Source organism: Bacillus sp. FSL R5-0659 (genome assembly GCF_038008785.1).
Classification (GTDB): Bacteria; Bacillota; Bacilli; order Bacillales; family Bacillaceae; genus Bacillus; species Bacillus safensis.
Genome location: NZ_JBBOZU010000001.1, coordinates 2,184,158 through 2,206,348 on the forward strand (window position 1 = coordinate 2,184,158; position 22,191 = coordinate 2,206,348).

25 protein-coding genes and 1 tRNA gene are annotated in these 22,191 nt (G+C 40.7%); 5 read left to right on the forward strand and 21 right to left on the reverse strand.

Going from position 1 to position 22,191, the window contains the following annotated elements:
* Positions 1-36 precede the first annotated feature (36 nt).
* Positions 37-912 (reverse strand): STAS domain-containing protein, encoded by an 876-nt coding sequence (locus tag NSQ72_RS11130; RefSeq protein ID WP_341084033.1) that lies wholly within the window; start codon positions 910-912, stop codon positions 37-39.
* Positions 913-1,010: 98 nt separating this feature from the next.
* Here NSQ72_RS11130 and NSQ72_RS11135 point away from each other — a divergent pair.
* Positions 1,011-1,081, forward strand: a tRNA-Gln gene (locus NSQ72_RS11135).
* 55 nt (positions 1,082-1,136) lie between these two features.
* Here NSQ72_RS11135 and NSQ72_RS11140 read toward each other — a convergent pair.
* Positions 1,137-1,517, reverse strand: coding sequence for a Spx/MgsR family RNA polymerase-binding regulatory protein (locus NSQ72_RS11140; RefSeq protein WP_007501232.1), 381 nt, complete (start codon positions 1,515-1,517; stop codon positions 1,137-1,139).
* 214 nt (positions 1,518-1,731) lie between these two features.
* On the opposite strand from NSQ72_RS11140, the gene NSQ72_RS11145 reads away from it, so the two are divergent.
* Positions 1,732-1,974, forward strand: a complete 243-nt coding sequence (locus NSQ72_RS11145; RefSeq protein WP_003217440.1) for a DUF2626 domain-containing protein — start codon at positions 1,732-1,734, stop codon at positions 1,972-1,974.
* Positions 1,975-2,021: 47 nt separating this feature from the next.
* On the opposite strand, the gene NSQ72_RS11150 is transcribed toward NSQ72_RS11145, so the two are convergent.
* Positions 2,022-2,660 carry an MBL fold metallo-hydrolase gene (locus tag NSQ72_RS11150; protein WP_039179959.1) on the reverse strand — a complete coding sequence of 213 codons (639 nt, stop codon included), beginning with the start codon at positions 2,658-2,660 and terminating at the stop codon, positions 2,022-2,024.
* A 157-nt stretch (positions 2,661-2,817) separates the two neighbouring features.
* On the opposite strand from NSQ72_RS11150, the gene NSQ72_RS11155 reads away from it, so the two are divergent.
* A complete protein-coding gene (locus NSQ72_RS11155; RefSeq protein ID WP_003217333.1) occupies positions 2,818-2,991 on the forward strand; it encodes a DUF2759 domain-containing protein in 174 nt (57 codons plus the stop codon).
* A gap of 24 nt (positions 2,992-3,015) precedes the next feature.
* Here NSQ72_RS11155 and NSQ72_RS11160 read toward each other — a convergent pair whose 3' ends face one another.
* The 11 genes from NSQ72_RS11160 to rpmG form a co-directional block, all read right to left on the reverse strand.
* On the reverse strand, positions 3,016-3,330 hold the full coding sequence (locus tag NSQ72_RS11160; RefSeq protein WP_024427984.1) for an MTH1187 family thiamine-binding protein: 315 nt from the start codon (positions 3,328-3,330) through the stop codon (positions 3,016-3,018).
* Between the two features lie 76 nt (positions 3,331-3,406).
* Complete coding sequence (locus tag NSQ72_RS11165) at positions 3,407-4,660, reverse strand: MFS transporter (protein ID WP_047202298.1); 1,254 nt, start codon at positions 4,658-4,660, stop codon at positions 3,407-3,409.
* Between the two features lie 155 nt (positions 4,661-4,815).
* Positions 4,816-5,940 carry a M14 family metallopeptidase gene (locus NSQ72_RS11170; protein WP_059374629.1) on the reverse strand — a complete coding sequence of 375 codons (1,125 nt, stop codon included), beginning with the start codon at positions 5,938-5,940 and terminating at the stop codon, positions 4,816-4,818.
* 86 nt (positions 5,941-6,026) lie between these two features.
* A complete protein-coding gene (locus NSQ72_RS11175; RefSeq protein WP_039179972.1) occupies positions 6,027-7,946 on the reverse strand; it encodes an LTA synthase family protein in 1,920 nt (639 codons plus the stop codon).
* A 213-nt stretch (positions 7,947-8,159) separates the two neighbouring features.
* Positions 8,160-9,113: an ROK family glucokinase gene (locus NSQ72_RS11180; protein WP_039179975.1), complete on the reverse strand. Its 954-nt coding sequence runs from the start codon at positions 9,111-9,113 to the stop codon at positions 8,160-8,162.
* A 13-nt stretch (positions 9,114-9,126) separates the two neighbouring features.
* Positions 9,127-9,330 (reverse strand): YqgQ family protein, encoded by a 204-nt coding sequence (locus NSQ72_RS11185; protein WP_008342322.1) that lies wholly within the window; start codon positions 9,328-9,330, stop codon positions 9,127-9,129.
* A 70-nt stretch (positions 9,331-9,400) separates the two neighbouring features.
* Positions 9,401-10,939 (reverse strand): rhomboid family intramembrane serine protease, encoded by a 1,539-nt coding sequence (locus tag NSQ72_RS11190; protein WP_341084037.1) that lies wholly within the window; start codon positions 10,937-10,939, stop codon positions 9,401-9,403.
* A gap of 86 nt (positions 10,940-11,025) precedes the next feature.
* The gene (locus tag NSQ72_RS11195) at positions 11,026-11,199 is read right to left on the reverse strand and encodes a hypothetical protein (RefSeq protein WP_162473402.1); all 174 of its coding nucleotides are present in this window, start codon (positions 11,197-11,199) and stop codon (positions 11,026-11,028) included.
* Between the two features lie 85 nt (positions 11,200-11,284).
* Positions 11,285-11,749 carry a hypothetical protein gene (locus NSQ72_RS11200; RefSeq protein ID WP_039179980.1) on the reverse strand — a complete coding sequence of 155 codons (465 nt, stop codon included), beginning with the start codon at positions 11,747-11,749 and terminating at the stop codon, positions 11,285-11,287.
* Between the two features lie 131 nt (positions 11,750-11,880).
* Complete coding sequence (locus NSQ72_RS11205; protein WP_099663442.1) at positions 11,881-12,441, reverse strand: 5-formyltetrahydrofolate cyclo-ligase; 561 nt, start codon at positions 12,439-12,441, stop codon at positions 11,881-11,883.
* Between the two features lie 48 nt (positions 12,442-12,489).
* Positions 12,490-12,639, reverse strand: coding sequence for a 50S ribosomal protein L33 (gene rpmG / locus NSQ72_RS11210; protein ID WP_008360061.1), 150 nt, complete (start codon positions 12,637-12,639; stop codon positions 12,490-12,492).
* Positions 12,640-13,052: 413 nt separating this feature from the next.
* On the opposite strand from rpmG, the gene NSQ72_RS11215 reads away from it, so the two are divergent.
* Together NSQ72_RS11215 and NSQ72_RS11220 are read left to right on the forward strand one after the other, a co-directional pair.
* A complete protein-coding gene (locus NSQ72_RS11215) occupies positions 13,053-13,400 on the forward strand; it encodes a hypothetical protein (protein ID WP_024422989.1) in 348 nt (115 codons plus the stop codon).
* Positions 13,397-13,897 carry an endolytic transglycosylase MltG gene (locus tag NSQ72_RS11220; protein WP_039179985.1) on the forward strand — a complete coding sequence of 167 codons (501 nt, stop codon included), beginning with the start codon at positions 13,397-13,399 and terminating at the stop codon, positions 13,895-13,897. Before NSQ72_RS11215 ends, NSQ72_RS11220 begins: the two co-directional genes overlap by 4 nt.
* 41 nt (positions 13,898-13,938) lie before the next feature.
* Here the strand turns inward: NSQ72_RS11220 and pstB (NSQ72_RS11225) are convergent, their stop codons facing one another.
* The 7 genes from pstB (NSQ72_RS11225) to NSQ72_RS11255 form a co-directional block, all read right to left on the reverse strand.
* Positions 13,939-14,721, reverse strand: coding sequence for a phosphate ABC transporter ATP-binding protein PstB (gene pstB, locus NSQ72_RS11225; RefSeq protein WP_341084040.1), 783 nt, complete (start codon positions 14,719-14,721; stop codon positions 13,939-13,941).
* A gap of 15 nt (positions 14,722-14,736) precedes the next feature.
* Positions 14,737-15,549: a phosphate ABC transporter ATP-binding protein PstB gene (gene pstB, locus NSQ72_RS11230; RefSeq protein ID WP_034280171.1), complete on the reverse strand. Its 813-nt coding sequence runs from the start codon at positions 15,547-15,549 to the stop codon at positions 14,737-14,739.
* A 23-nt stretch (positions 15,550-15,572) separates the two neighbouring features.
* Positions 15,573-16,457: a phosphate ABC transporter permease PstA gene (gene pstA, locus NSQ72_RS11235; protein ID WP_039179988.1), complete on the reverse strand. Its 885-nt coding sequence runs from the start codon at positions 16,455-16,457 to the stop codon at positions 15,573-15,575.
* Complete coding sequence (pstC, locus tag NSQ72_RS11240; RefSeq protein ID WP_047202305.1) at positions 16,457-17,383, reverse strand: phosphate ABC transporter permease subunit PstC; 927 nt, start codon at positions 17,381-17,383, stop codon at positions 16,457-16,459. Before pstC ends, pstA begins: the two co-directional genes overlap by 1 nt.
* Positions 17,384-17,462: 79 nt before the next feature.
* Positions 17,463-18,380 carry a phosphate ABC transporter substrate-binding protein gene (locus NSQ72_RS11245; protein WP_341084042.1) on the reverse strand — a complete coding sequence of 306 codons (918 nt, stop codon included), beginning with the start codon at positions 18,378-18,380 and terminating at the stop codon, positions 17,463-17,465.
* A 214-nt stretch (positions 18,381-18,594) separates the two neighbouring features.
* Positions 18,595-20,730 carry a peptidoglycan D,D-transpeptidase FtsI family protein gene (locus tag NSQ72_RS11250; RefSeq protein ID WP_341084044.1) on the reverse strand — a complete coding sequence of 712 codons (2,136 nt, stop codon included), beginning with the start codon at positions 20,728-20,730 and terminating at the stop codon, positions 18,595-18,597.
* Between the two features lie 122 nt (positions 20,731-20,852).
* Positions 20,853-22,139 carry an MFS transporter gene (locus NSQ72_RS11255; RefSeq protein ID WP_039179998.1) on the reverse strand — a complete coding sequence of 429 codons (1,287 nt, stop codon included), beginning with the start codon at positions 22,137-22,139 and terminating at the stop codon, positions 20,853-20,855.
* Between the last annotated feature and the right edge of the window lie 52 nt (positions 22,140-22,191).

Here is a 22,191-nt window from a genome sequence, read left to right on the forward strand (position 1 = left end):
AAAAAAACCTGACTTTTACAAGTGCAGGTTTCTTCGTCATGATGTGGCTTCTTGCTGCTGCTCTTCAAAAATGCGAAATCCTCTTTTTTCTAAAGCTTTTGCAAGGCTGTGTTCTGTATTTACTTTTGAGAAATCAATGCCGAGTTTCACTACAGTTTGAGCGATCTCTGGGCGAATGCCTGATATAATCGTCTCAATTCCTAATAGCTTCGCACTATCGACCACTTTAAACAGCTGATAAGCAACCATCGTATCAACAACGGGAACGCCAGATATATCAATAAATAAGTGCGTTAGGCGCAGTCTTGAAGCCTGTTCTAGCACGGATTCCAAAATGATTTTAGCCCGGTACGTATCGATTTCTCCGATCAATGGCAAAATCCCGATTTCCTTTGATACTGGAATAACAGGGGCACTCAGTTCTTGAATCATCTCTCTTTGTGCATTCAGCTGACTGAGTGTCACGCGGTCATACTCTTCTGATAAACGCTCAATCATATCATCAAATGTGGCGTGAAAGTGCTGATTCCACTGACACACATCTTGCAGCGTCACTTCAAGCTCGGTTTCTTGGGTGAATGTCTCAATTCTCGAACAGAAAATGTGGCGGAAGATCTTAAATTGTCCAATGATTTCATATAACGGCACCTCATGCACTGCTCGATCACGAGCAATATCAACAGACCACTTTTTCAAATGGTTTTCTACTTTGTCTGACAGTGTCACAAGTGTTGCTGCAATGGTTTGAATAAACGCTGTGTTCTGTTCTTTCAGCTTCTTTTCTGTTCCCTCTGAAGCATGTTTAGAATATAATGAGCCTTCTTCTGTTCTTGTCTTTAGCCATTCTTCGGTCATGACAGGGGCTTCTTTTAGGATAAATTCGTATAATTGCTTTGATTTTTCATTTTTCATTTACTTCTTTCGCTCCTTTTGCACTTAAAACTCGTGACATACAATTTTTATGTATAAATGACCGTAGATGGTGAACAATATCATTACACGTTTGATATTGGGCTATAGCCAAGTGGTAAGGCAATGGACTTTGACTCCGTGATCGTTGGTTCGAACCCAGCTAGCCCAGTTCAGCACAAAAACGAAGACGGCTGAAGCATGTTTCAGCTGATCTTCGTTTTTTATTAGGAAACTGATTGATGAATCGCTTTCTTTTTTGATATTTTCATGAGTTCTCCTGGATTATAACCAACTACTAATTTATTTCCATCAATGATGATTGGTCTTCGAAGCAGTTTTGGTTTTTCAATGAGAAGCTGCAAAACCTCGTTTACTTTTAAGTCATTAATATTTAAATTTAAGCTTTTAAAAGCTTGACTTCGTGTGGCTAAAATTTCATCCATTCCTTCTGTTGTTAAAGAAAGAATCTTTTTTAATTCATCTAGAGTTGGCGTTTCTCTGAAAAGGTGACGCTCTTTAAAATCAATTTGATTCGCCTTTAACCAATGTTTTGTTTTGCGGCAAGACGTGCAGCTTGGGTATGAATAAAAAGTAATGTCACTCATTAGTCTTCCTCCTTAGGTCGTTAACCTTTTCTCTTATGGAGTAAGTACCCTCATGTTTTTCAGCATAAACACTTTTTCATCATTTTTTCAAAAAAATTTTTTCTACATTCAAAATAAATTGTTCACACGTTGTCAAAAATGTAAATGTTTACATAACAAGTGGTGATCAGCTATAATATGAATCAAAGGGGTTTTTTTAAGGGGAGGGAAAGAAATGAATCGCATGTTCCGCGTGCTTGGCTTTTGGACGGGTATTTTTGCTGTCATGTTCTATTTAGGACATATGAAAGATGCATCGCTGCTGTTCTTCGGTCAAACCGTTCTTTTTGTATTTTTATCCTACTTGAATTTATCCGAAAGAATGTATATTTACATTTTCGGAGCGTACTTGACGATTTTCTTTGCCGGATTTACATATTATTCGATTTTCATCATGGTTCCCGGTACCGGACATTAATTGAAAAAAGCATCTCTTCTAAAGAGATGCTTTTTTCATGCCTGCAATTAAAGAGAAAAACCATTAATAAACGGATTTTGCTCCTGCTCTGTCAGCACAGTCGTTTCCCCGCCATGCCCGCTTAAAACAAGAGTTGATTCTGGCAATGACAATAATTTATGATGGATTGATTGAAGCAGCACTTCCTGACTGCCGCCTACTAAATCTGTTCTCCCAATGCCGCCTTCAAATAGCGTGTCACCAGAAATAACAAAGCCCTCTTCCGCCGAATAGTAAGACACACTGCCAGGTGAATGCCCGGGTGTATGGAACATTTCTAATGTAAACGACCCAATTTGAAGCGTTCCTTCTGTCGTAATCAATTTTTCAGCTTCTTTGACCGTAATTCCATTTCCAATCAATCGAGCTGAACCGTTTAATTCAGCGTTCGTGAGCCATTCTTTTTCATTTTCGTGTACATACAGCGGCACTCCCCACTCTTCGCGTACCTCATCTGCCGCACCAATATGATCAAAATGAGCATGTGTTAATAAGACAGCAAGCGGTGTGAGCTGTTTTTCTTTTACATAGGAAATCAGCTTTTGCGCTTCGCCGCCTGGATCAAAAATTAAGCATTCTCCCTGCTCGTTTTTCCAAATATATGCGTTCGCTTGTACATAGCCTAGTGGCATTCTTCTCCAATTCATTTTCATCACCTACTTTATTGATTCTTTTTTATTATGAAGGCTATTCAATAAAAATTCAAACAATCGTCAACTGGAATCTACTCGACAAGCTTTATGAAAACGGTTAAAATGAAAAGAAAGGAAATCAAGGGGATTGATGACAAAGGGGGACTTTCACATGATGCTCGTCATTATTTTTGGTCTAGTCACGATTTTAGCTGCGCTCGGTATCTATCGCTCACTAAAAAAAGTGAACGTACTTGCCATCGCTTTTGCTGGCGCTACATTTTTGGTTTTTGGCTGGTTCACTGTCATGACCATCATCTATAGCGGTTATCCAACTGCACATTAAAAGCCTGCATATAGCAGGCTTTTTTTATTGATTTAAATGCTTATTCACGCTTTCTAATTTGCTTGTAAGCGTTGTGGTTTGATCCCGTCTGTCATCGATGCGAATATTGGTCGCTACTCGGTGCAGTCCCTTTTCAAAAGGGGCTTCATGAATGCGCTGAATGACCTCAAATAAAACGGATAATTCGCCTTCAATTAACGTATTCATCGGTGTTAATTGATATTTGATTTTTCCTTCTTGTTGAAAGCCTTCTAAAATTCTTTGTACATCTGCTACGTAAGCACTGACACTTGGTGTTTCAGTGCCTATCGGAATGATGGTGACGTCTGCTATAGCCATCGTTTTTCCCCTTTCAATCAAATTCTCATGTTTTCTCGTCCTCATTGTAACCTATCTTCAATCAATCATGCCATGCTCACGTTGCGTTTACGGCAGGTTTGTCTCGTTCTATCGTCAAATCCGCCCTCTCTACCTTTCCGATCTTTGTAAACAAAAGCAGGCATATACCTGAAACAGCTTCAATGATGCCGCCAGCCGCAATGACATACCCAGACCCAAACAGTGTTGCCATATAACCGCCAATGAGGGCGCCTAAAGGAATCATCAAGAAGGAAATCATGTTGATAATCGCGTACACTTGCGGCTGATCCTCTGCCTTTACTGACAATTGAATCATCGTATGTTCGGGTACGTTAACTGCACTAATGGCTGCTCCTAAAGCAAAAGCTGATATAAACACAAGTGGTAACAATGCGTTCATACCTGTGATGAAGAAGGCGATTCCATCAACAATCCCAGCACCTATAAAGAGCAATCCATACCGATTCACTTTTATCTTTGTTAAAACAAACCCCATCAAAAAGGCGCCTAGTGCGGTTGTGACTTTGATGAATGAATAGACGACCGGTCCACTATGTAAGTCTTCAGTTAAATAAATAACAGACAATGCTTCCCATGGTGCCGCAGCAAAGTTTGAGCAGACACAAAAAATGGCTAACGGAAACAAAATATGATGGCTTCTAACAAGTGAAAAACCTCGAATTAATCTTTTGCCATAAGATAATCCTTTTTTGGCTTTATCGATGATGGCTTCTGTTTGATATGAAATCATGAACACCAATAAAGCGGACAAAAGATAAAGAGGAATGATCACAAGCATTGTATAGCCTACGCCTACAAATGCAATCATGACACCACAAATCGTTACCGTCACAAGTCTTACGACATGACTTGCTGATTGGATGGTTGCATTCGCCTTTTGTATGAGGTCCTCATGGACAAGCTTTGGAATAATCGATACAGATGCCGGTTCGTAGGAGCCTCCCGTCGCCGAATGAAGCAGCATGCAGCCAATGATGAGGACTAATGGTGTGAAACCATAAAAGTAACTAACCACGATCACAAGAATAATCGCTCCTCGTGTTAAATCAGCAAAGCACATCCAAAATTTCAATTGATGCGGCTTCATCATAGGCGTAATAAATGGTCCAACAATCGCTTGAGGGACAAAGCTGACCGCAATAAAAAAAGCTGTCCCTATTGCTCCTTTCCCTCCTAGTACCAAAAGCCACAAGATGGTGTTGAAAGATAAACTATCCGCTGTAATTTTGCACATTTTAGAAACAAATAGATAAGTAAAATTTCTTTTCCACAGGCTTTGAGCACTCAATAGTCGACATCTCCCTAAATCATATCCTTTTTTTTACATCCATATCTTTCACAATAGCTTACAAGAAAGCCTTCGTCAATTACTTCAACATTGTTTTTATTGACCATAAGCAATTGATTGTTGCTCCAATATGAAAAAGCACCAGACAGGTGCTTTTAACACTTACACGCTTCCCATAAAAGCCGCTTTGTTTTTTCATAAATCGAATCAAATTGATCCATGGAAAGAGGATTTTTCCCTAGACCAAGCTCAACTGTATAGCCCTCATTATGAAATTGATAAATAAACCAATCGCGATAGCCTGCATAGCTGTCGAGATATTGGATCGGTTTGTAGCCGCTCACTTGTTCGAATCGTTTGACCATTTCTTTTGAGATGGCTGGCTCATGGCCAAGAAAACCCCAATAAATCTCTTCTCCTTGTGTATGAAGGGCAATCAGCCGGTCAAATCGTTTTCGCAGCGCAAGATTTGCCATCGCTTTCGCTTCTGGTTCTGTTAATGGCTCGCGCCCAGGATAATCCCGGTAGGACGGTGCCTTCGACTGATGACGATAGTACTCGATCTCCCAATAAGCAGGGAATTGATTGTTTAAATCCACCCCTCGAATATTTGCTTTCCATTCCCGGTAATCGGAATATCCACCGTTTAGCAGTGTGAATTCTTCACGATGAAGACCTAGTGACTCCGGTCCATTACGAACCAAATCCACTCCATCTGGATTGACCATTGGCACGATGGATAAAGCGGTGGTCTGCAGAATATGAACCGCTTCATAATGTCTTGCCTGAACCGGGTCAGACGCTGCTAAGCAAAGCGATTTCAACCATTTTAATAAAACAGACGTCGTGATCCATTCATTTGCATGAAATGTGGCATTGAGATGAATAGAATGTAAATGCTGAACAGGCTCTGTTCGGATTTCATAAATAGGTGTATCAAGCACTGAATGACCAATGACGCTGATATGAAGAAAAGGAAATACGGCTTTCAAGCGGCTCAGCTCTTCTTCTAATTGAGCGCTATCATATTCAAATGTTCCATTGATCCAATCATCGGATTGCTGCAGTCTATAAGGCGCAATAAATTTCTGCACATCACCGATGGAATCAAATTCATGGACTCCTTCTGGAAGTCTATATCCCGGTAAAAGAAGGTCATCAGTGCTTGTTTGATTAGATAAATGAAAAGCAGCTTTGCCAATACCAAGCTGCTTTGCCACAGCATCCCTCTCCGCTTCATCCAGCTGCCATTCAATTTTTCCAAACGACGTTGTCTTCATTTACATCCCTCCTCTCATATTATATGAGCCGTCAGGCAAAAAAAGAAAACCTCTGCTTCTAAAAATAGCAGAGGTTTTTTCATCTATTAGGACGCCTTTTTCAGCTCCGTTTCACCTTCTTTTTTGGATGGTGAATGATCCGGGCTGTTTCGATCATAAAATCTAAGGAGATCTCCGTAGATGATTTGATCAGAGAATTGAAGCTCCTGCTTCGCTTTCTCTTCATAAGACTGACACACATTTTTATCATCTGCTGGCTCGCCTGTCTCTTTATTGTAGCAAACACCATCTGTAAAAATGCTGTCCTTCGTAATAAAGCTTCCATCACGGAGTACTGTAAAGTCATTCGTATCTTTCGATAAAAGGTCATGACCAAATTGAATTTGTTTACTTGTATCAATGCCTAGAAGATTGAGTACAGTTGGACGGATATCGACCTGACCGCCTACCGTATCAATTTCTTTTGGATGTTGATCCGTTACCCCTGGAATGTGTACAACAAACGGGACTTTTTGAAGCTGTACTTCTTCAAATGGCGTAATCTCTTTATTTAAAAATTGTCCCATGGCTTCGTTATGGTTTTCAGAAATTCCGTAGTGATCCCCATATAAAACAAAAATGGAGTTATCGTATAACCCAGCTTCCTTCATCTTTTTAAAGAAAAGCTTAAGGGCTTCATCTTGATAACGCACTGTAGGGAAGTACTTGTTCAGCGTTTTACTCTTTGAATCATATTCATCAATGAGCTTATCTTCTTCATCTAAATCAAAAGGGAAATGGTTCGTTAATGTAATCAATCTCGTATAGAAAGGCTGCGGGATCGATTTCATTAATTCAGCGGACTGCTCAAAGAACGGACCATCTTTCAGTCCCCAGCCAACTGAGTTTTCTTCATTCACATCAAATGATTTAATATCAAAGAACTTATCGTAGCCAAAGCTATCGTAGATAAGGTCACGGTTCCAGAAGCTTTTGTTATTCGCATGAATAACAGAAGAGTGGTAGCCTTCATCCTTTAACAGCTCAGGTGTCGCTGTAAACTCATTACTTGGATTTGTGAAGAACACAGCCCCTCTTCCAAGTGGATAAAGAGAATTATCTACAATAAACTCTGAATCAGATGTTTTCCCTTGACCTGTTTGGTGATAAAAATTAGTAAAGTTATAGCTCTTCTTGATCAATTTGTTTAAAAACGGAGTAATTTCTTTCCCGTTTAATTTTTCATTGATCACAAAACTCTGTGTAGACTCAAGTGATACAAGAATGACATTTCGTCCTTTTGCTTGACCAAATGTCTTTTCATTACGGTCCGTTTGATTTGCGCTTACATAGTTTTCAATTTCAGTTAAGCTATTACTGTCAGCAAGGGCTCGTTGAGCAGACTGCTTCGATTGCAATACCCCATCATAAATATGGAAGTTATATAAGCTGATATTTTTCACCAGCATCTCACGGTCAAATGAGCGAGTAAGCAGTTCTGGTCTTTCTGTTTCAGCTAAACCAAGGTTAAAGAAAAATGTAGCTGCCACAAATAAGTAATATGCTGCTCGTTCTTTTCGTGAAACTGTGACATCTGTTCTAAAGGAAGGCTGTTTTTTATAGAGCCAAATTAAAATGATGATATCAACGAACATCAGTAAATCGACTGGTTCAATTAAAGAGGTAATACTTGACCCGAGGTCACCCATATTGTTTGTTTGAAATAGGACGGGGATGGTTAGAAAGTCACTATAGAATCGATAAAACACAATGTTGGCTAACAAAATGAATGTCAGGATAAAGCTTGTCACGATGATATATCGATTTCGATTTTTCTCTTTGAAAAATAAACCGATGCCGAAGATAAACAAGAGAAAGCTAAGCGGATTAATAAACAGGATAAACTCCTGCATGAAATTTTCAATTTTAATATTGAAGCTAGATTTATAGATAACATAGGTTTTGACCCACATCAGCAATGTCGCAATCAGTAAAAATGAAATCGCCTTTAATCTATTCTTTCGCATTGTAACCTCCTTGTGCTAAGCGCGCATCTAGGTCCTAGATATACCCTAATTATTGGTGCTTCTAGAAAAATAACTAAAGTATATCTTATCCTGTATATGATGGAAAATCAATGTCTTTTTCCTCATGACAAACTTATGAATATGCTAAACATCCAATTTCATGCCTATCTATCGCATTTTTTAATAAAAATGACATCATTATGACTTTTTTGTTCAAGACAGCCATTTGGTTTTTGCCATCCATGCACCGCCGATGACACCCGCATCGTTTCCGAGAGATGCAATCACCACTTCGACATCGTCTGCGCAAGGCGGGAACGCATGTTGTTTCACAACGCGTTCTACTTTACTGCGAAGAAGCTCACCTGCTTTTGAAACGCCGCCGCCAATCACAATTTTCGTTGGGTTTAAAGCACTAGCAAGATTCGCAAGAACAAGTCCAAGATGTGTCGTCACTTCTTCTACGACACGCATTGCAAGATCATCTCCGTTTTCTGCCGCTTCAAATACATTCTTTGCTGATAGCGAAGCGAGCGTGCCAAGTGAAGATGTATGCTGCTCGGTTTCTAATTTATCCTTTGCAAGCCGGACGATGCCAGTTGCAGATGCGATTGTTTCAATACAGCCTGTTCTTCCGCAGTTACAAGGTGCTCCTTGAAATGGAACGGCACAAATATGGCCAATTTCTCCGCCAGCTCCTGTCTCCCCTTGAACAACTTCACCGTTGACGATGATGCCGCCGCCAACCCCTGTTCCAAGTGTGACCATCAGGATATTTTTTGCGCCATCTCCTGCACCCTTCCACATTTCACCGAGTGCAGCAATATTCGCATCATTTTCAATGACAGATGGAAGTCCTGTCTCTGCCTCTAGGTGATCTTTCAACGGATAGTTTGTCCAGCCCAAATTCGTTGTTTTATAGACGATTCCAGATACTTTATCTACAGGTCCAGGTGCACCCATTCCGATCCCAATAAGTGCTGATTTTGGCATACTGATCTCAACCAGTTTATGGTCAATTGATTTGGCAATATCGACTGTGATCGTCTGCCCGGATTTATCCGTAGGAATCTCCCACTTATGCTGAATTTCACCATATAGATTAATGAACGCAAGCTTAATTGTCGTACCGCCAAGATCAATACCTACAAACCAATCCCCTGTCATATGCCCTCCACCTTCACATTGTTTTTCGATTTAGTTTGGCTAACTCCATTTGAAGAATCGTCATTGCGTTTGACCATTCAGTCCGGTCAATGATGCCCGATGTATACATTTCCTTCAATTCGTCTGCCATAAATTCTAATTCTACTTCACGATCTCCGAAATACACATAATTTCCAAATCTCATAAGCAGCTGCTGTACATCATATAACGTTTTCATTGTTTCCACCATTTCTTCTCATCAACAGATAGGATAAGCGTATTCATAAATGCGCTTTCAGTCAAGTCATTCAACGTGTTTGACTATTTTCGATATATTGTTTCAGCTTTAAAAATTGATCATTTTGAGGATCTTGTTTTAATGCTTTCGCTAATAGATCATCTGCTTTCGCTGTCTCTCCTTTTTCTACGAATAACAACGATAAATGATACAGTTTATTTGGATCATCTGGATCTTTTTCAAGCGACTTTTGTAAAAATTGAATAGCCTTATCAAGGCGGCCCTGCTGCGCTTCCGATAGTGCATAAATATGAAGTGCCTCAGCTGATGCATCTTTTTCGTGTACATATTCCTCTAGTCGTTCACTTGCTTCGCTATACTTTTTCTCATCAAATAAACTCGCTGCCTCACTTGTTGCCGCTGCTTCCTTTTGATTATCAGAATGAAACCCTGTATACAATCCAAAACCGCCAATCAAGAGCAAAGCAGCAGTCGCAAGAAGCATTTTGACAGGCTGCGTCTGTTTAGGAAGACGGACAGCTAATGCGGTGAAAAAACCTCCAACCAGGCCGCCAAGATGCCCTGCGTTATCAATACCTGATACAGTGAAGCCTATTCCTAGGTTAATGAGAATAATGACAATAATATTCGTCCCCATCGTCCGAAAGAAAAGCTTTCGATTTGAGATGGCTAAATATAACAGTGCCCCTAAACAGCCAAAAATCGCGCCTGATGCACCGGCTGCAATTGCTGTATTAAACACAAAGCTCGCTATGGAGCCAAAAACGCCGGAAATCAAATAGATGAGCAAAAATCTTCCTGACCCATAAATTCTCTCAACAGCCGCTCCAACGGACCAAAGAGCAAAAGTATTAAAGAGTAAGTGCGTCAAGCCAATATGTAAAAACATTGGTGTTATTAGGCGCCACCATTCACCCTCTAAAATCAGCACATTATTTTTAGCACCAAATGCTGTTAAAGTTGCCGTATTGGTACTTCCACCAGACAGCTCAAGTAAAAGAAACATCACCACTTGGACAGCGATCAGCAAGTAGGTAAAAATGGGTCTGCCATTTTGAAACACGGCCCGTTCTCGTTCACGCTGTTTTTCCTGATCATCAAATGCTTGGAGCACGTTCCTTTTAAGCTGCATTACATCCTCAGCTGTGTCTCTCTTCGCTTCTTCTACATCAACTGCAAGAGATGTATTCAGCCATTTTTGCAGTTCGTTTATATCGTTTTGAAGCGTGTCTGCATTGAGTAACACAGGAGTAACTGTCACCTTATTCTCTTTTTGCGGCTGACCATTTAAGTCTTCCCAATCATCTACTGGAACATCAGTTGTAAATTGCAGCTGCAAGAGATGAAGCGATCGTTTACGCATAGCTTCTCTCAGCTGATTGATCCGGTATGTTTGCTCCTCGATATCTCGAACGATCTCCTGTCTGAAATTCACATCTTTTCTATACAGACGAATGAGATCATAGCCTGCGTTTCGTGGTGCTTCAAAAAATATTTCATCTTCTGGGTACGGACTTTGAATCATCTCGTATCCTTTTTGTCTTAGTTCATCAACAACTCGCCAAAATAGACTATCTATGACATTCATACATTCGCGCTCCATTTTTTACATTATTATAGCAAGAATCGTTCTGATCCGCATTTCAAAACAAAAAAATCCCGGCATTTGCGGGATTAGAATGCTTGGCGAATAAATTTCGTCCGAAAATATGGGATTTTCATCAGCCATTTAATCAAAAAGTGACGTACTTGATTTTGGCCTAAAATCAAATTCATGAGCCGATAACGATTTTGCACGAGAACGAATGCAAACAGTGTGAACACAATGCTCCAAATCATTTTATTCATCATATTCCCTCCTATGTTCGTATCGTGGCTTAAATAGGATTTGTTTATGCATGAACCAACATTTTTATCGCCTAAAAGCAGGCCTTCACAATCTAATCCCTTGTTCTTTTGATTGAATATAATAAACCTCTCCGCACTCTGATTGATCATAAGAAACGTCAAATTGATGAAGGTCGATTAAATCCTTGAAAGTATGAGGCAGCTTACAATTCCGCTCTAACCCCTCCACCTTGTGCGGGAAGTAACTGTCGTATGGATTTGGTGTATGAACATATACAGCGTCTAAACCAGGGTCATGCTCGTGAATACAAATCCAAGTTTGGTATGGCTTTTCAAAGCCTTCAAGCTGTTTTAGCAGCCTATGATATAAAGCGATATGAGCTTTAATATGCTCTCTTCTTATTTTTAAGCTATTTTCCCCGACTCCAAAAAAATCAAGGTGCGTATGCGAAAAAGAGAACCACGAATCGTGGTCGAGCGTTAATTGATAAGTATTCACTTCCTCCCACATATTACGGAAGTATCTTTTCTTTCCACGGAATTTTTTCAAAACATATCCCCCCGTCAGCTAAAATGCTTTTTAATGAAGAATGTTGATCGCTATCGTTCATGTGACTTTTGATCACACACAAGACCTTCGCTCAACACAAAAAGCCCGTTCATACGTATAAGCAGCGGACTTTATTTTGGATATATGGTACCTTTCTCACTGACCATGATGGAGACCGGGATGTCGTGCGTTTCAGCCGGAATTTGCTCGGTTTGCTGTACAGTCAAACAAAGGGCAAGGGTTTCACCGTGATAATCAGCTAAGTAGCGGTCATAATAGCCGCCCCCATATCCGATACGGTAGCCTTGTCGATCAAAGCACACCCCAGGCACAATGATCAAATCGATTGATTTTTTAGATGCAGCGGCCGACGCCATAGGGTCGGGCTCCAATAGCCCAAAGTAGCGGGATATCATCTTCGTTTCTGGTGTATATTCATAAAACGTCATCTCTTTTGTTTCCGGAAAACAGGTGGGTACACATACTGTTTTCCCCTCCTGCCATGCTTTTTCAATGAGAGGCATTGTTGGTACCTCTTTTCCTCTAGACATGGTGAGGGCAATCGTATTTGCTTGTTTCCATGCTGGCAGCTGAAACAAGTGCTCATGAAGTAAAGCGGTGCTTCGCTCGAATTCCTCAGCACTCATCTGATCCAGCTTGGCTAATGTTTGAAGGCGGAGTTCCTTTTTCACACAGATCATCTCCCATCATAAAAAAACAGCAGGAAAATTCCCTGCTGCTTACTTTGTTTCACGATGTAAAGTTTGTTTTTTATCACGTGAGCAATACTTTTTGAATTCAACGCGATCTGGATTGTTTCGCTTATTCTTTTTAGTAATATAGTTACGCTCACCGCATTCAGTGCAAGCTAGAGTAATATTTACGCGCATGTTTTTCCCTCCAAACTAAAATCAATTCACATTCAGACCTAACTATAATACCACTTCTAGCTTAGGAATGCTAGAATGTTTTTTCACCAATTTCAATTTCAGTGCAATCCGTCTGAGTTCTGATCTATATCGTACGGTCATTTCATGAAAAATGGCCTGCTCCCCTATAAAACGTCAATCTTTGTCGTACTGTATACATGAGAAACCCTCTTTTATTTTGACAGCGAGCAAGATTTTCATACTCGTTTTTCATATAAAAAGAAAAAAGATGAAAAAAAGGTGATTTTTTCAGCAACTCCTTTTGAAACTAGCTTTTTTATGGTATAAAAAAGAAGGGTCGAAAACTGTCTGAAACAATCATGAAAGCCTTTTATGGTTTTCAGCATTAAAATACGAATAAAAGGTGATGAAACATGGAAATTGCAATTATCGGATTGCTTGTTGTCAGTATCGTACTGATCGCATTCTCATATTTTCAAAGAGAGCCGATTAAAGAAGTCGAGCAGGAACTTGAAACACTTCAACTATCTGCAATGCAAGAAATCTATAAACTGAAAAAGAAAATGAAGGTTCTTGAAGAAGAATTGCTTGAAACAAACATCGTCGTCCGCAAACATTCAGAAATTGATCCATCTATCGCAAGACAAATCATTTCAAAGCATCAAAATGGCATGTCTCCTGAGGCCATTGCGCGCGCTGAGCATGTATCTGTAGATGAAGTCAACATGATCATTAAAGACAACGAGAAGGTGCTTGTATGACGAAAAAAAGCATCCAAACGTTTGCGGCAGGTATGATTCTTGCAACTGGTGTTCTGGCAATCGTTTTTTTCCTCACTGGAAAAGATGAAGCGACGGCTGATACGACCACAAAAGAAACGCTCGCAGCGAAAGTAACAGACACTGACGTGAAAAACTATTTAGACTCTAAAAAAGAAGTCTCCGTCAGCCGTGAAACATATCAGCAGCTTCTTGATTATAAAGAAAAAGCACTGAAAGCAAATGAAGACGGCGATTCTAAAAATGATAAACAAACATCAGACAAGCCTAAAGGCAAATCGGTCAAATTCGTTATTAAAAACGGGATGAGCACAAGTGATGTTTCAGACATGCTTGAGAAGGACGGAATCATCAACTCGTCTAAAGATTTTAATGATTACGTGATTGACGCCGGCTACCATAAAGAAATTCGTGCAGGCAAATTCAATTTAAAAACAGGGATGACGTTCAAACAAATCGTCAAAGCCTTAACAAAATAACAATAAAACCCCCTGGCGGCGCTGACCTCCAGGGGTTTTTGTTATCCAAATCGACCAGATATATAATCATTTGTTCTTTGATCATTTGGCTCAGAGAACATCACATTCGTATCATTGATCTCAACAAGCTCCCCCATTAAGAAGAAGGCTGTTCTATCTGATACCCTGGCCGCTTGCTGCATGTTATGCGTCACAATGGCAATCGTATATTTCTCTTTTAATTTCATAATCAATTCTTCAATCTTTAATGTTGAGACAGGATCAAGCGCTGATGTTGGTTCATCCATTAATAAGATGTCTGGGCTTGTGGCAATAGCTCTTGCGATACAAAGACGCTGCTGCTGACCGCCGGAAAGACCTAATGCAGGCGCACTTAATCGATCCTTCACTTCATCCCAAAGGGCAACATCACGAAGCGCTTTTTCAGCGATTTCTTTCAATTGCTGCTTGCTCTTCACCTCGTGAATTCTTGGCCCGTAGACGACATTATCAAAGATAGATTGAGGGAATGGGTTCCCTTTTTGAAAGACCATGCCGACGTTTTTACGCAGTTCCACTAGATCGACGCGGCCTTTTAAAATATTGTCACCGTTATACATCATATCCCCGGTGATTTTCACACCTGGCACTGTTTTGACCATGAGATTTAAGGTCTTGATAAACGTTGACTTTCCGCAGCCGGACGGACCGATAATTGCTGTGACTTCATGCTCTCTTATGTCTAAATCAATATGCTTCAGTGCGTGATGCTGTCCATACCAAAGGTTCATATCATTCACACGAAACACTTCTTTTTTTGCTGTTTCAGTTGCTACTGCATTCATTAAAATTCACCCGCCTTATCCAAATCGACCATTGATATAGTCTTCTGTTTTTTGCTGCGCAGGACGTGTAAAGATACGTTCAGTGGCATCATATTCTACTAGATCACCGTTTAGGAAAAAGGCCGTATGATCAGATACACGTAACGCTTGCTGCATGTTGTGTGTCACAATGACGATCGAATAATCATTTTTCAACTCTGATAATAACTCTTCAATTTTTGCATTTGAGATCGGGTCTAGGGCAGAAGCAGGTTCATCTAATAAAAGAACGCTAGGCTTCATCGCAAGTGTACGGGCAATACAAAGGCGCTGCTGCTGACCGCCGGATAATGACAAAGCTGAGCGGTGCAGACGATCTTTGACCTCATCCCAAAGCGCCGCTTTTGTTAAGCTTTCCTCTACCGCATCATCAAGCACTGATTTTCTTTTTTCACCCGCATACTTTAACGCATGGGTAATGTTATTGTAGATTGATTTAGGAAATGGATTTGGTTTTTGGAAAACCATACCGATTTCTCTTCTTAAATTGACCACATTAATGCGGTCATCCAAAATATTGAGCCCTTCGTACATGATCGCCCCTTCACTTCTCGCACCTGGGATCAAGTCGTTCATGCGGTTAATGCTGCGTAAAAAGGTTGATTTCCCGCAGCCAGATGGACCGATTAATGCGGTAATTGCGTTCTTCTCAATTTCAAATGAAATGTGATTGACCGCTCTTTTTTCCCCATAATAAATGCTTAAATCCTGCACCTGTAAAATCTGTTCTGCTTGAAGTGGAGCCTTTTTTGCTGCAATCTCTTTTTTTTCTGCTAGCATTTGAACCATATCCCCTTCACACCTTTCTCACATTATTTTGACGTAAGCTTCTTATGAATAAATGAACCAAGCCATCTAGCTGCTAAGTTGAATACTAAAACTGAAAGCACAAGTACGGCTGATGCACCATTTGCAATGGCCTCTGCATCTGGAATGATTCCTTGTGTATTGACGTTCCATATATGAACGGCTAATGTTTCTGCCGGTCTAAAAATATTCAGCGGTGACGTATCAGAAAATGGACTCCAGTTTGTAAAATCTAGACGCGGTGTGGTGAGACCTGCTGTGAAAAGAAGCGCTGCTGCCTCACCGAAAACTCTTCCTGATGCTAAAATCGCACCGGTAATAATAGAAGGAATCGCACCTGGAATCAGGACCGTCTTCACTGTATGCCATTTCGTTACACCGAGCGCTAGTGATGCTTCCTTTTGATCCTTCGGTACAGAGCGAAGCGCGTCTTCTGTCACCCTGACCATCACTGGCAGGTTAAACACCGTGAGCGCAAGAGCTCCTCCGATGATTGTATAGCCCCAGCCTGTTAAATTGACAAACATAAGTAAACCAAACATACCAATGACAATGGAAGGAAGTGAAGACAGCACTTCAATACATGTACGAATAAAATCAGTGACTTTGTTTTGAGGCGCATATTCAGCCATGTACACTCCGCCGCCGACACCAAGTGGTACTGTGATCAGCATTGTAATAAACAAAATGTAAAACGAGTTAAACAGCTGATCCCTGATGCCGCCGCCAGAGCCAATTGCACTTGAGCGGGTTGTCAAAAAGTCAAAGTTTAATTCTTTTGCACCGTTGAAAATGATATAAGAAAACAAACCAACTAGGATCGCCGTAATAATGGCGGCACATAATCCAAAAACAATCGTGGCAAAACGATCGGTCATTTTGCTATTCATTAAATCTTCCTCCTAGACGACAAGTATCTGATAATGAGTATGAACATAAACGATACAACTAGAAGGACAAGCCCCATTGACCAAAGTGTATTGTTTTCAACACTTCCATACGTTGTGTGACCCATGTTTAACGTAATAATGGTTGTTAATGTACCAGCTGTATCCATAATGCTCTCTGGTAAATTACGTGTGTTTCCAATGACCATTTGAACGGCAAGGGCTTCTCCAAATGCTCTCGCCATCCCAAGAACGACCGCTGTCATTAATGTTGGAAGAGCTGCTGGTACAAGCACACGTCTAATCGTTTGCCATCTTGTTGCGCCAAGTGCATACGATCCCTCACGCAAGCTTTTTGGAAGGGAAGCCATTGCATCAGTTGCAATAGATGTAACGGTTGGCAGAATCATAATAGACAGGACAATCGTTCCTGCTAACACGCTATGCCCTGAGCCGCTTGACTTGAAATGTCCGATAAAGGGCACCAATACTGTAAGACCTATGAATCCGTAAACAACGGATGGAATCCCTACAAGCAATTCAATGACCGGCTGGAGAATTTTCCGGCCCCATGCAGGTGCAATTTCTGTCATAAAGATCGCTCCTGCGATGCCTAGCGGCGCTGCAATGAGTGCCGATAAAAGTGTGACGGCGATCGATCCAAAGATAAAAGGAAATGCGCCGTACTCCGGGTTTTCTGCTGTGGGGTTCCAATTGATACTGGTTAAGAACTCAATTGGGCTTACACCATTTACGATGAAAGATTGTAAACCCTTAATGCCAAGGAAGATGGTGATGGCGATGGATACTGCAATCATTAAGAATGCGCAGAATCTCACCAAAATACTTCCTCTTACTTCATCCATTTGCCTATTTTTCTTCGAGCTGATCAGCCGATCGCTCGCTTCTGTATGTTCTATCTGCTTCATCTTTTTCTACACTCCTATGAATGTCATAAAAGGAAAAGTGAAATGCTCCACTTTTCCTTCATCAGCAATTCAAGACCTCTTACTTATCTGATTGTTTGCCTGCTGCGTCTCTTTCTACTTTCATATTAGAGACTGAGATGTAGCCTTGGTCTTTAACGATTTCTTTTTGTACTTCGTCACTCATAAGGTAATCTAAGAATTGTTTTGCTAGACCTTCCGGCTCACCTTTTGTATAAGAGTGCTCGTATGCCCAAATTGTATATTTACCGCTTTCTACATTGCTTTCTTCTGGTTTCACACCATCAATGCTAAGCGGTGTAATTTTGTCATCTGTTAAATAAGAGAATGCAAGGTATCCAATCGCACCTGGTGTTTCTGCAATCAGTTTTTTCACTGTGTTTGAAGAATCTTCTGTGATTCCTTCTGCAGGTGTTGCACCATCAAGTGCATATTTCACAAATGTTGCACGAGTTCCTGAAGAATCAGGTCTGTTAACAAGCGTGATTTTTTGGTCTTTCCCGCCAAGCTCTTTCCAGTTTTTGATTTTACCAGTGAAGATTTTTTTCAATTCGTCCTTTGTGATGTCTTTGACACCCACTTCAGGGTTTACAGCTGCGGCCATTCCAACAACTGCTACTTTGTGGTCTTTTAAAGATTTTGCGTCGATTCCGTCTTTCTCTTCAGCGAATACATCTGAGTTACCAATTTGTACAGATCCTTCTGAAACTTGAGAAAGTCCTGTTCCTGAACCGCCGGCTTGTACTTGAATATCGGCTTTTGGATGTTTATCCATGAATTTTTCTGCTGCCGCAAGAACTAAAGGCTGCATCGCAGATGATCCTGAGATGGTAATGGAACCTGATGCCTCATCTTTGTTTGAAGCATTTCCTTTACTGTCTTTTGAATCTCCGCTTGAGCTGCTGTTTCCGCATGCTGTGACGAATGCTAACAATGCGATAGTAAGGAAAGTAAGCAGCCATAATTTGTTCTTTTTCATTTCAAGAATACCCCCTGAATAATTTGTCCTACGAGTAATACATTAAAGGTTCTTTATTAATTTCGTTTAAATGGAATGTTAAGGTTTTGTAAATGTCGAAGTTTTGTAGAAAAATTGCGGCGTTTTTTATGAATTTTGTCAATTTATATCGGAATTTTTGAAGAAAACGTAAAAAAACGCCCACAAAAAGTGAGCGTTTTTACCTATGAAAGGTCTAGTTATTTGTTTCTGCTTCATTTTCAATTTTGTTTTTGTTTTTCGCCTGTGTATCATTGCTTTCCTGTTTTGATTTCAGTTCAAAGTACTTGTCTAATACTTGTTCACCAATATCATTTGTAATTGGATAGCGCTGGTTGTAGTCTTGATACACCCACGGGACGACAACGGAAATAGCCACTTCTGGATTATCAGCAGGCGCGTATGCTACAAGAGTTGTGTTATACGTCGGTGTACCGCGCTTGCTTTTAATTGGACCGTCATAGAATGATTGAGCGGTTCCTGTTTTGCCAGCTGGATTATACTTTTTGTTGCCAAAGTTTGAATAGGCTGTCCCTCTTGGGTTCTGCATCACAAGCTTGAAGCCTTGCTGGACACGCTTGATTTCATCACTTGTCATGTCTAGCTTATTCAATACATCCGGTTTGACGGATTCTGTCACAGCTCCAATGCCGCGCTGCGGATCTGGCTCTCTCACTTCTTTGACAAGCTGCGGACGTAAACGATACCCGCCATTTGCAATGGTTGAAACGTATTGCGCCATTTGCAGCGGTGTAAACGTATCATACTGTCCAATCGCATAGTCAAGTAAGAGACCCGATTGTGTAGACGTTCCTCTGTAGCCCGTTGCCTCGTTTGGCAGGTCAATACCAGTTTTGACGCCAAGGCCAAATTTACTGAAATTGTAGCGGAACGTATCAAATGCTTTCGGATCAATTGGGAGCGGCTGATTCTTACGATATTCGCTTTTCCCAATGGCGATCGCTGTTTTGAACATATACACGTTAGATGAACGCTCTAGTGCTGTTAAATCATTAATGAGTCCCATATTTTGATAGGATTTCTTTGGCGGTGACTGAGCGATATAGAGAGGTTCATCATACTGGGTACTTCCAATATGAATAGCGCCTGTTTTATATCCGGTCAGTACCGTTGCCCCTTTTACAGCTGATCCCATCGCATATGAGGATGTCATCGTTCCTAATGAGTAGTCATCGAACTTGTATTTTCCGTTTTTGTTTGAAATCTGCTTACCCGCAACAGAGAGAACCTCTCCATTTCTCGGGTCCATCATGACAACAAATGCGCGATCAAGAAGCTCAGTTCCCCCTCTTTGTTTCGCACTTCTCAAGTTCTTTTCAATAATTTTTTCAACCGCTTTTTGCAGCTGAATGTCAATTGTCAGCACAAGGTCTTTCCCGCTCTTACCTTCTGTTAACACTTTAGAGCTTGTGACATTGCCCTGTTTATCAGTTGTACTCTGTTCTTTTTCCTTTTGGCCCTGCAGGACATCTTCATATTGATATTCAAGATAGCTTTTTCCTACACGGTCATTTCGGCTGTAGCCGAGTGATAGATAATGCTCAAGAAGTGACTGCGGAAGACCTTCATCACTTGAAGACACACTGCCAAGCATACTGCGGAGCAGTCCTTTATACGGATAGCTGCGTGACCAGTCTGTCGTCACATCAACACCTGGCAGCTCGTCCAAATGCTCAGAGACATAAGCAATTTCGCTCGGCTTTACATCTTCATTTTTAATAAATTGAGGTGTCAGTGCATAGCCTGCATCCATCTGCCTTTTAATGGCAAGCACTTGTAAATCTTTTTTCGTCAGTTGATTTAATTCCTTGTCTGTGATGCGTTTTAGCTGAAGCTCATATAGTTTATCATCAGAGACCTTATCGTCACCCTTTAATTCTGATTCCTTTTGAACAAGCTTTTTCGCTTCATTCGGATGCGTTAAGATCCAGAAATCTTTTTTGTCACGATCTGTGATTTTTTTCGTACTCACATGAATCATATCCGCTAATTTTGATGCCACTTTGAGCCGCTCTTCTTGTGAAGTCGTCGAGGTTCTCGTATATGTAATGGCATTTAGCGCTTTATTGCTGACAATCGTATTGTAGTTTCGATCGTAAATTTTTCCGCGCGGAGCAGATGAGCTGACATTCACATCCTCTTGTTTCTCTGCCTGCTTTTTATAATCTTCTCCATTGACAATTTGCACAAACCCGAGTCTAACGACAACGCCGGTAAAAATAATAAACGCGGCTAAAAATAATAAATTCAGCCGGATCGGAAGTGTTTTGCGCCCTTCCTTCGCGTCTTTTTTGTTTTTCTTGTTTCTCATCACATCACCTTTTCTATCAAGAAAGAAATGGCACCCCTTTTTGTGTTTAAAAGGTGCCATCATCATTTTAGCGGTTTTTCTATCATTTATCTAGAAATTTGATGTTCCATTGGTAAGAAATTTTACCTTTCTCCCTTAATAAGGTTCGTGTGAGAAACTGGCTTTTGACCGTCAGCCTCTTTCATATCAGCTGTTTTTTCTTTTAAATGAATATCTTTTACAAAATAATAAATGAGGGTATGTCCCGCCCCGAGCACAACAAGAGATGCTGGGATTCCGAGCTCATCACCTAGTAAGGTGACAGACAACAGGAACAAAATAATCGAACTAATACGGCCGGCATTTAAAAATAGCTCTCTGACCACAATATATTCAATTCTGGCCTTTCTGGCATACCTTGCATGGCCGATGACATCATATGTTAAGGATACATAAGGAACAAGCAGGAGCGGATATCCTATTGCAATCGCTACCGCATACATGAGAAGTGAAACATAGGACAAGTGGAAGACGATTAAAAACAGGGCGCCGTATAAAATCAGACCGCCAAGCATAATCGCCTTCTTCCGCCACTTTTTCTTAATCAAACGCGTAGCGAAGAAATAAGCAAAAAACGCAACACCTGAATTCACTAAACCAAACGTCCCGAGAGCAAGCTCACTGTTTGTTGCAATAAACACGAAGACACTGATTAAGAAGACAAAGACCCCTTCACGAAGCCCTTGAAAAAAGTGTGCTGATGTAATCCTACGCCAGTTCTCGTCTGCATGGCGTTCTTTCCAAATTTGTTTGATGATAAATTTGCCTTTTGACTGTCTTCTTTTGAGGAAAAAGCTCATCACAACCGCTAGTGAAAACAAAAAAAGCGATAATGTGAAAATGACTGTGTAGCCTGTATCATCCGTTAACTGAGAAATGACAATCCCCGCAATGAGAGGACCGATCATGCCGGCAGTTGAGGAAAGCACCCCGAGAAACCCATTAAAGAAGTCTCTTGTTTCAGGCTCGGTGATCTCAAAGGTGAGTACGTTAAAAGCAAGCCAGTAAAAACCATAGCCAATCCCAAGGACACTTCCCAATAAAACAAGCCGTGCGGCCGCTTGTTCTCCTGCCATTAAAACAATTAAATAAAAAGCGGCTAAAAAGATGACACCGAAACGAAGGACAAACGCCCGGTCTATTTTTTTAGCGAGCCGGCCAGCGAATAAAAACGTAATGGGCTGAAGCACCACAATGGCCAAGTTATAAATCGCAAGATCCGTGAATTTCCCAGACTGTTTCCATAAGTACACATTTACAAACGTATTTGAAAGCGCAATGGCAAGTGCGTATAACCCGCCAATCGTGAGGAGGAGCAATAAATCTCTTGTAACATCCATGTCCCCGAACATTTTCTTTAATCTGCTCATACCATTCATTCTCCTTTTCTACACAATAGTCTGTCTCATCAAAAGACAGATA

Bases quoted from the DNA above. Each gene is read 5' to 3' on its own strand.
- NSQ72_RS11190 (WP_341084037.1), bottom strand. From the start codon at position 10,939: ATGAATGTCATAGATAGTCTATTTTGGCGAGTTGTTGATGAACTAAGA.
- NSQ72_RS11220 (WP_039179985.1), top strand. From the start codon at position 13,397: ATGACGAAAAAAAGCATCCAAACGTTTGCGGCAGGTATGATTCTTGCA.
- NSQ72_RS11180 (WP_039179975.1), bottom strand. From the start codon at position 9,113: ATGACAGGGGATTGGTTTGTAGGTATTGATCTTGGCGGTACGACAATT.
- pstC (WP_047202305.1), bottom strand. From the start codon at position 17,383: ATGAAGCAGATAGAACATACAGAAGCGAGCGATCGGCTGATCAGCTCG.
- pstB (WP_341084040.1), bottom strand. From the start codon at position 14,721: ATGAATGCAGTAGCAACTGAAACAGCAAAAAAAGAAGTGTTTCGTGTG.
- NSQ72_RS11155 (WP_003217333.1), top strand. From the start codon at position 2,818: ATGATGCTCGTCATTATTTTTGGTCTAGTCACGATTTTAGCTGCGCTC.
- NSQ72_RS11175 (WP_039179972.1), bottom strand. From the start codon at position 7,946: ATGCGAAAGAATAGATTAAAGGCGATTTCATTTTTACTGATTGCGACA.
- pstB (WP_034280171.1), bottom strand. From the start codon at position 15,549: ATGGTTCAAATGCTAGCAGAAAAAAAAGAGATTGCAGCAAAAAAGGCT.
- NSQ72_RS11140 (WP_007501232.1), bottom strand. From the start codon at position 1,517: ATGAGTGACATTACTTTTTATTCATACCCAAGCTGCACGTCTTGCCGC.
- NSQ72_RS11250 (WP_341084044.1), bottom strand. From the start codon at position 20,730: ATGAGAAACAAGAAAAACAAAAAAGACGCGAAGGAAGGGCGCAAAACA.
- NSQ72_RS11150 (WP_039179959.1), bottom strand. From the start codon at position 2,660: ATGAATTGGAGAAGAATGCCACTAGGCTATGTACAAGCGAACGCATAT.
- rpmG (WP_008360061.1), bottom strand. From the start codon at position 12,639: ATGCGCGTAAATATTACTCTAGCTTGCACTGAATGCGGTGAGCGTAAC.
- NSQ72_RS11170 (WP_059374629.1), bottom strand. From the start codon at position 5,940: ATGAAGACAACGTCGTTTGGAAAAATTGAATGGCAGCTGGATGAAGCG.
- NSQ72_RS11255 (WP_039179998.1), bottom strand. From the start codon at position 22,139: ATGAGCAGATTAAAGAAAATGTTCGGGGACATGGATGTTACAAGAGAT.
- NSQ72_RS11145 (WP_003217440.1), top strand. From the start codon at position 1,732: ATGAATCGCATGTTCCGCGTGCTTGGCTTTTGGACGGGTATTTTTGCT.
- NSQ72_RS11195 (WP_162473402.1), bottom strand. From the start codon at position 11,199: ATGAATAAAATGATTTGGAGCATTGTGTTCACACTGTTTGCATTCGTT.
- NSQ72_RS11185 (WP_008342322.1), bottom strand. From the start codon at position 9,330: ATGAAAACGTTATATGATGTACAGCAGCTGCTTATGAGATTTGGAAAT.
- NSQ72_RS11245 (WP_341084042.1), bottom strand. From the start codon at position 18,380: ATGAAAAAGAACAAATTATGGCTGCTTACTTTCCTTACTATCGCATTG.
- pstA (WP_039179988.1), bottom strand. From the start codon at position 16,457: ATGAATAGCAAAATGACCGATCGTTTTGCCACGATTGTTTTTGGATTA.
- NSQ72_RS11130 (WP_341084033.1), bottom strand. From the start codon at position 912: ATGAAAAATGAAAAATCAAAGCAATTATACGAATTTATCCTAAAAGAA.
- NSQ72_RS11160 (WP_024427984.1), bottom strand. From the start codon at position 3,330: ATGGCTATAGCAGACGTCACCATCATTCCGATAGGCACTGAAACACCA.
- NSQ72_RS11215 (WP_024422989.1), top strand. From the start codon at position 13,053: ATGGAAATTGCAATTATCGGATTGCTTGTTGTCAGTATCGTACTGATC.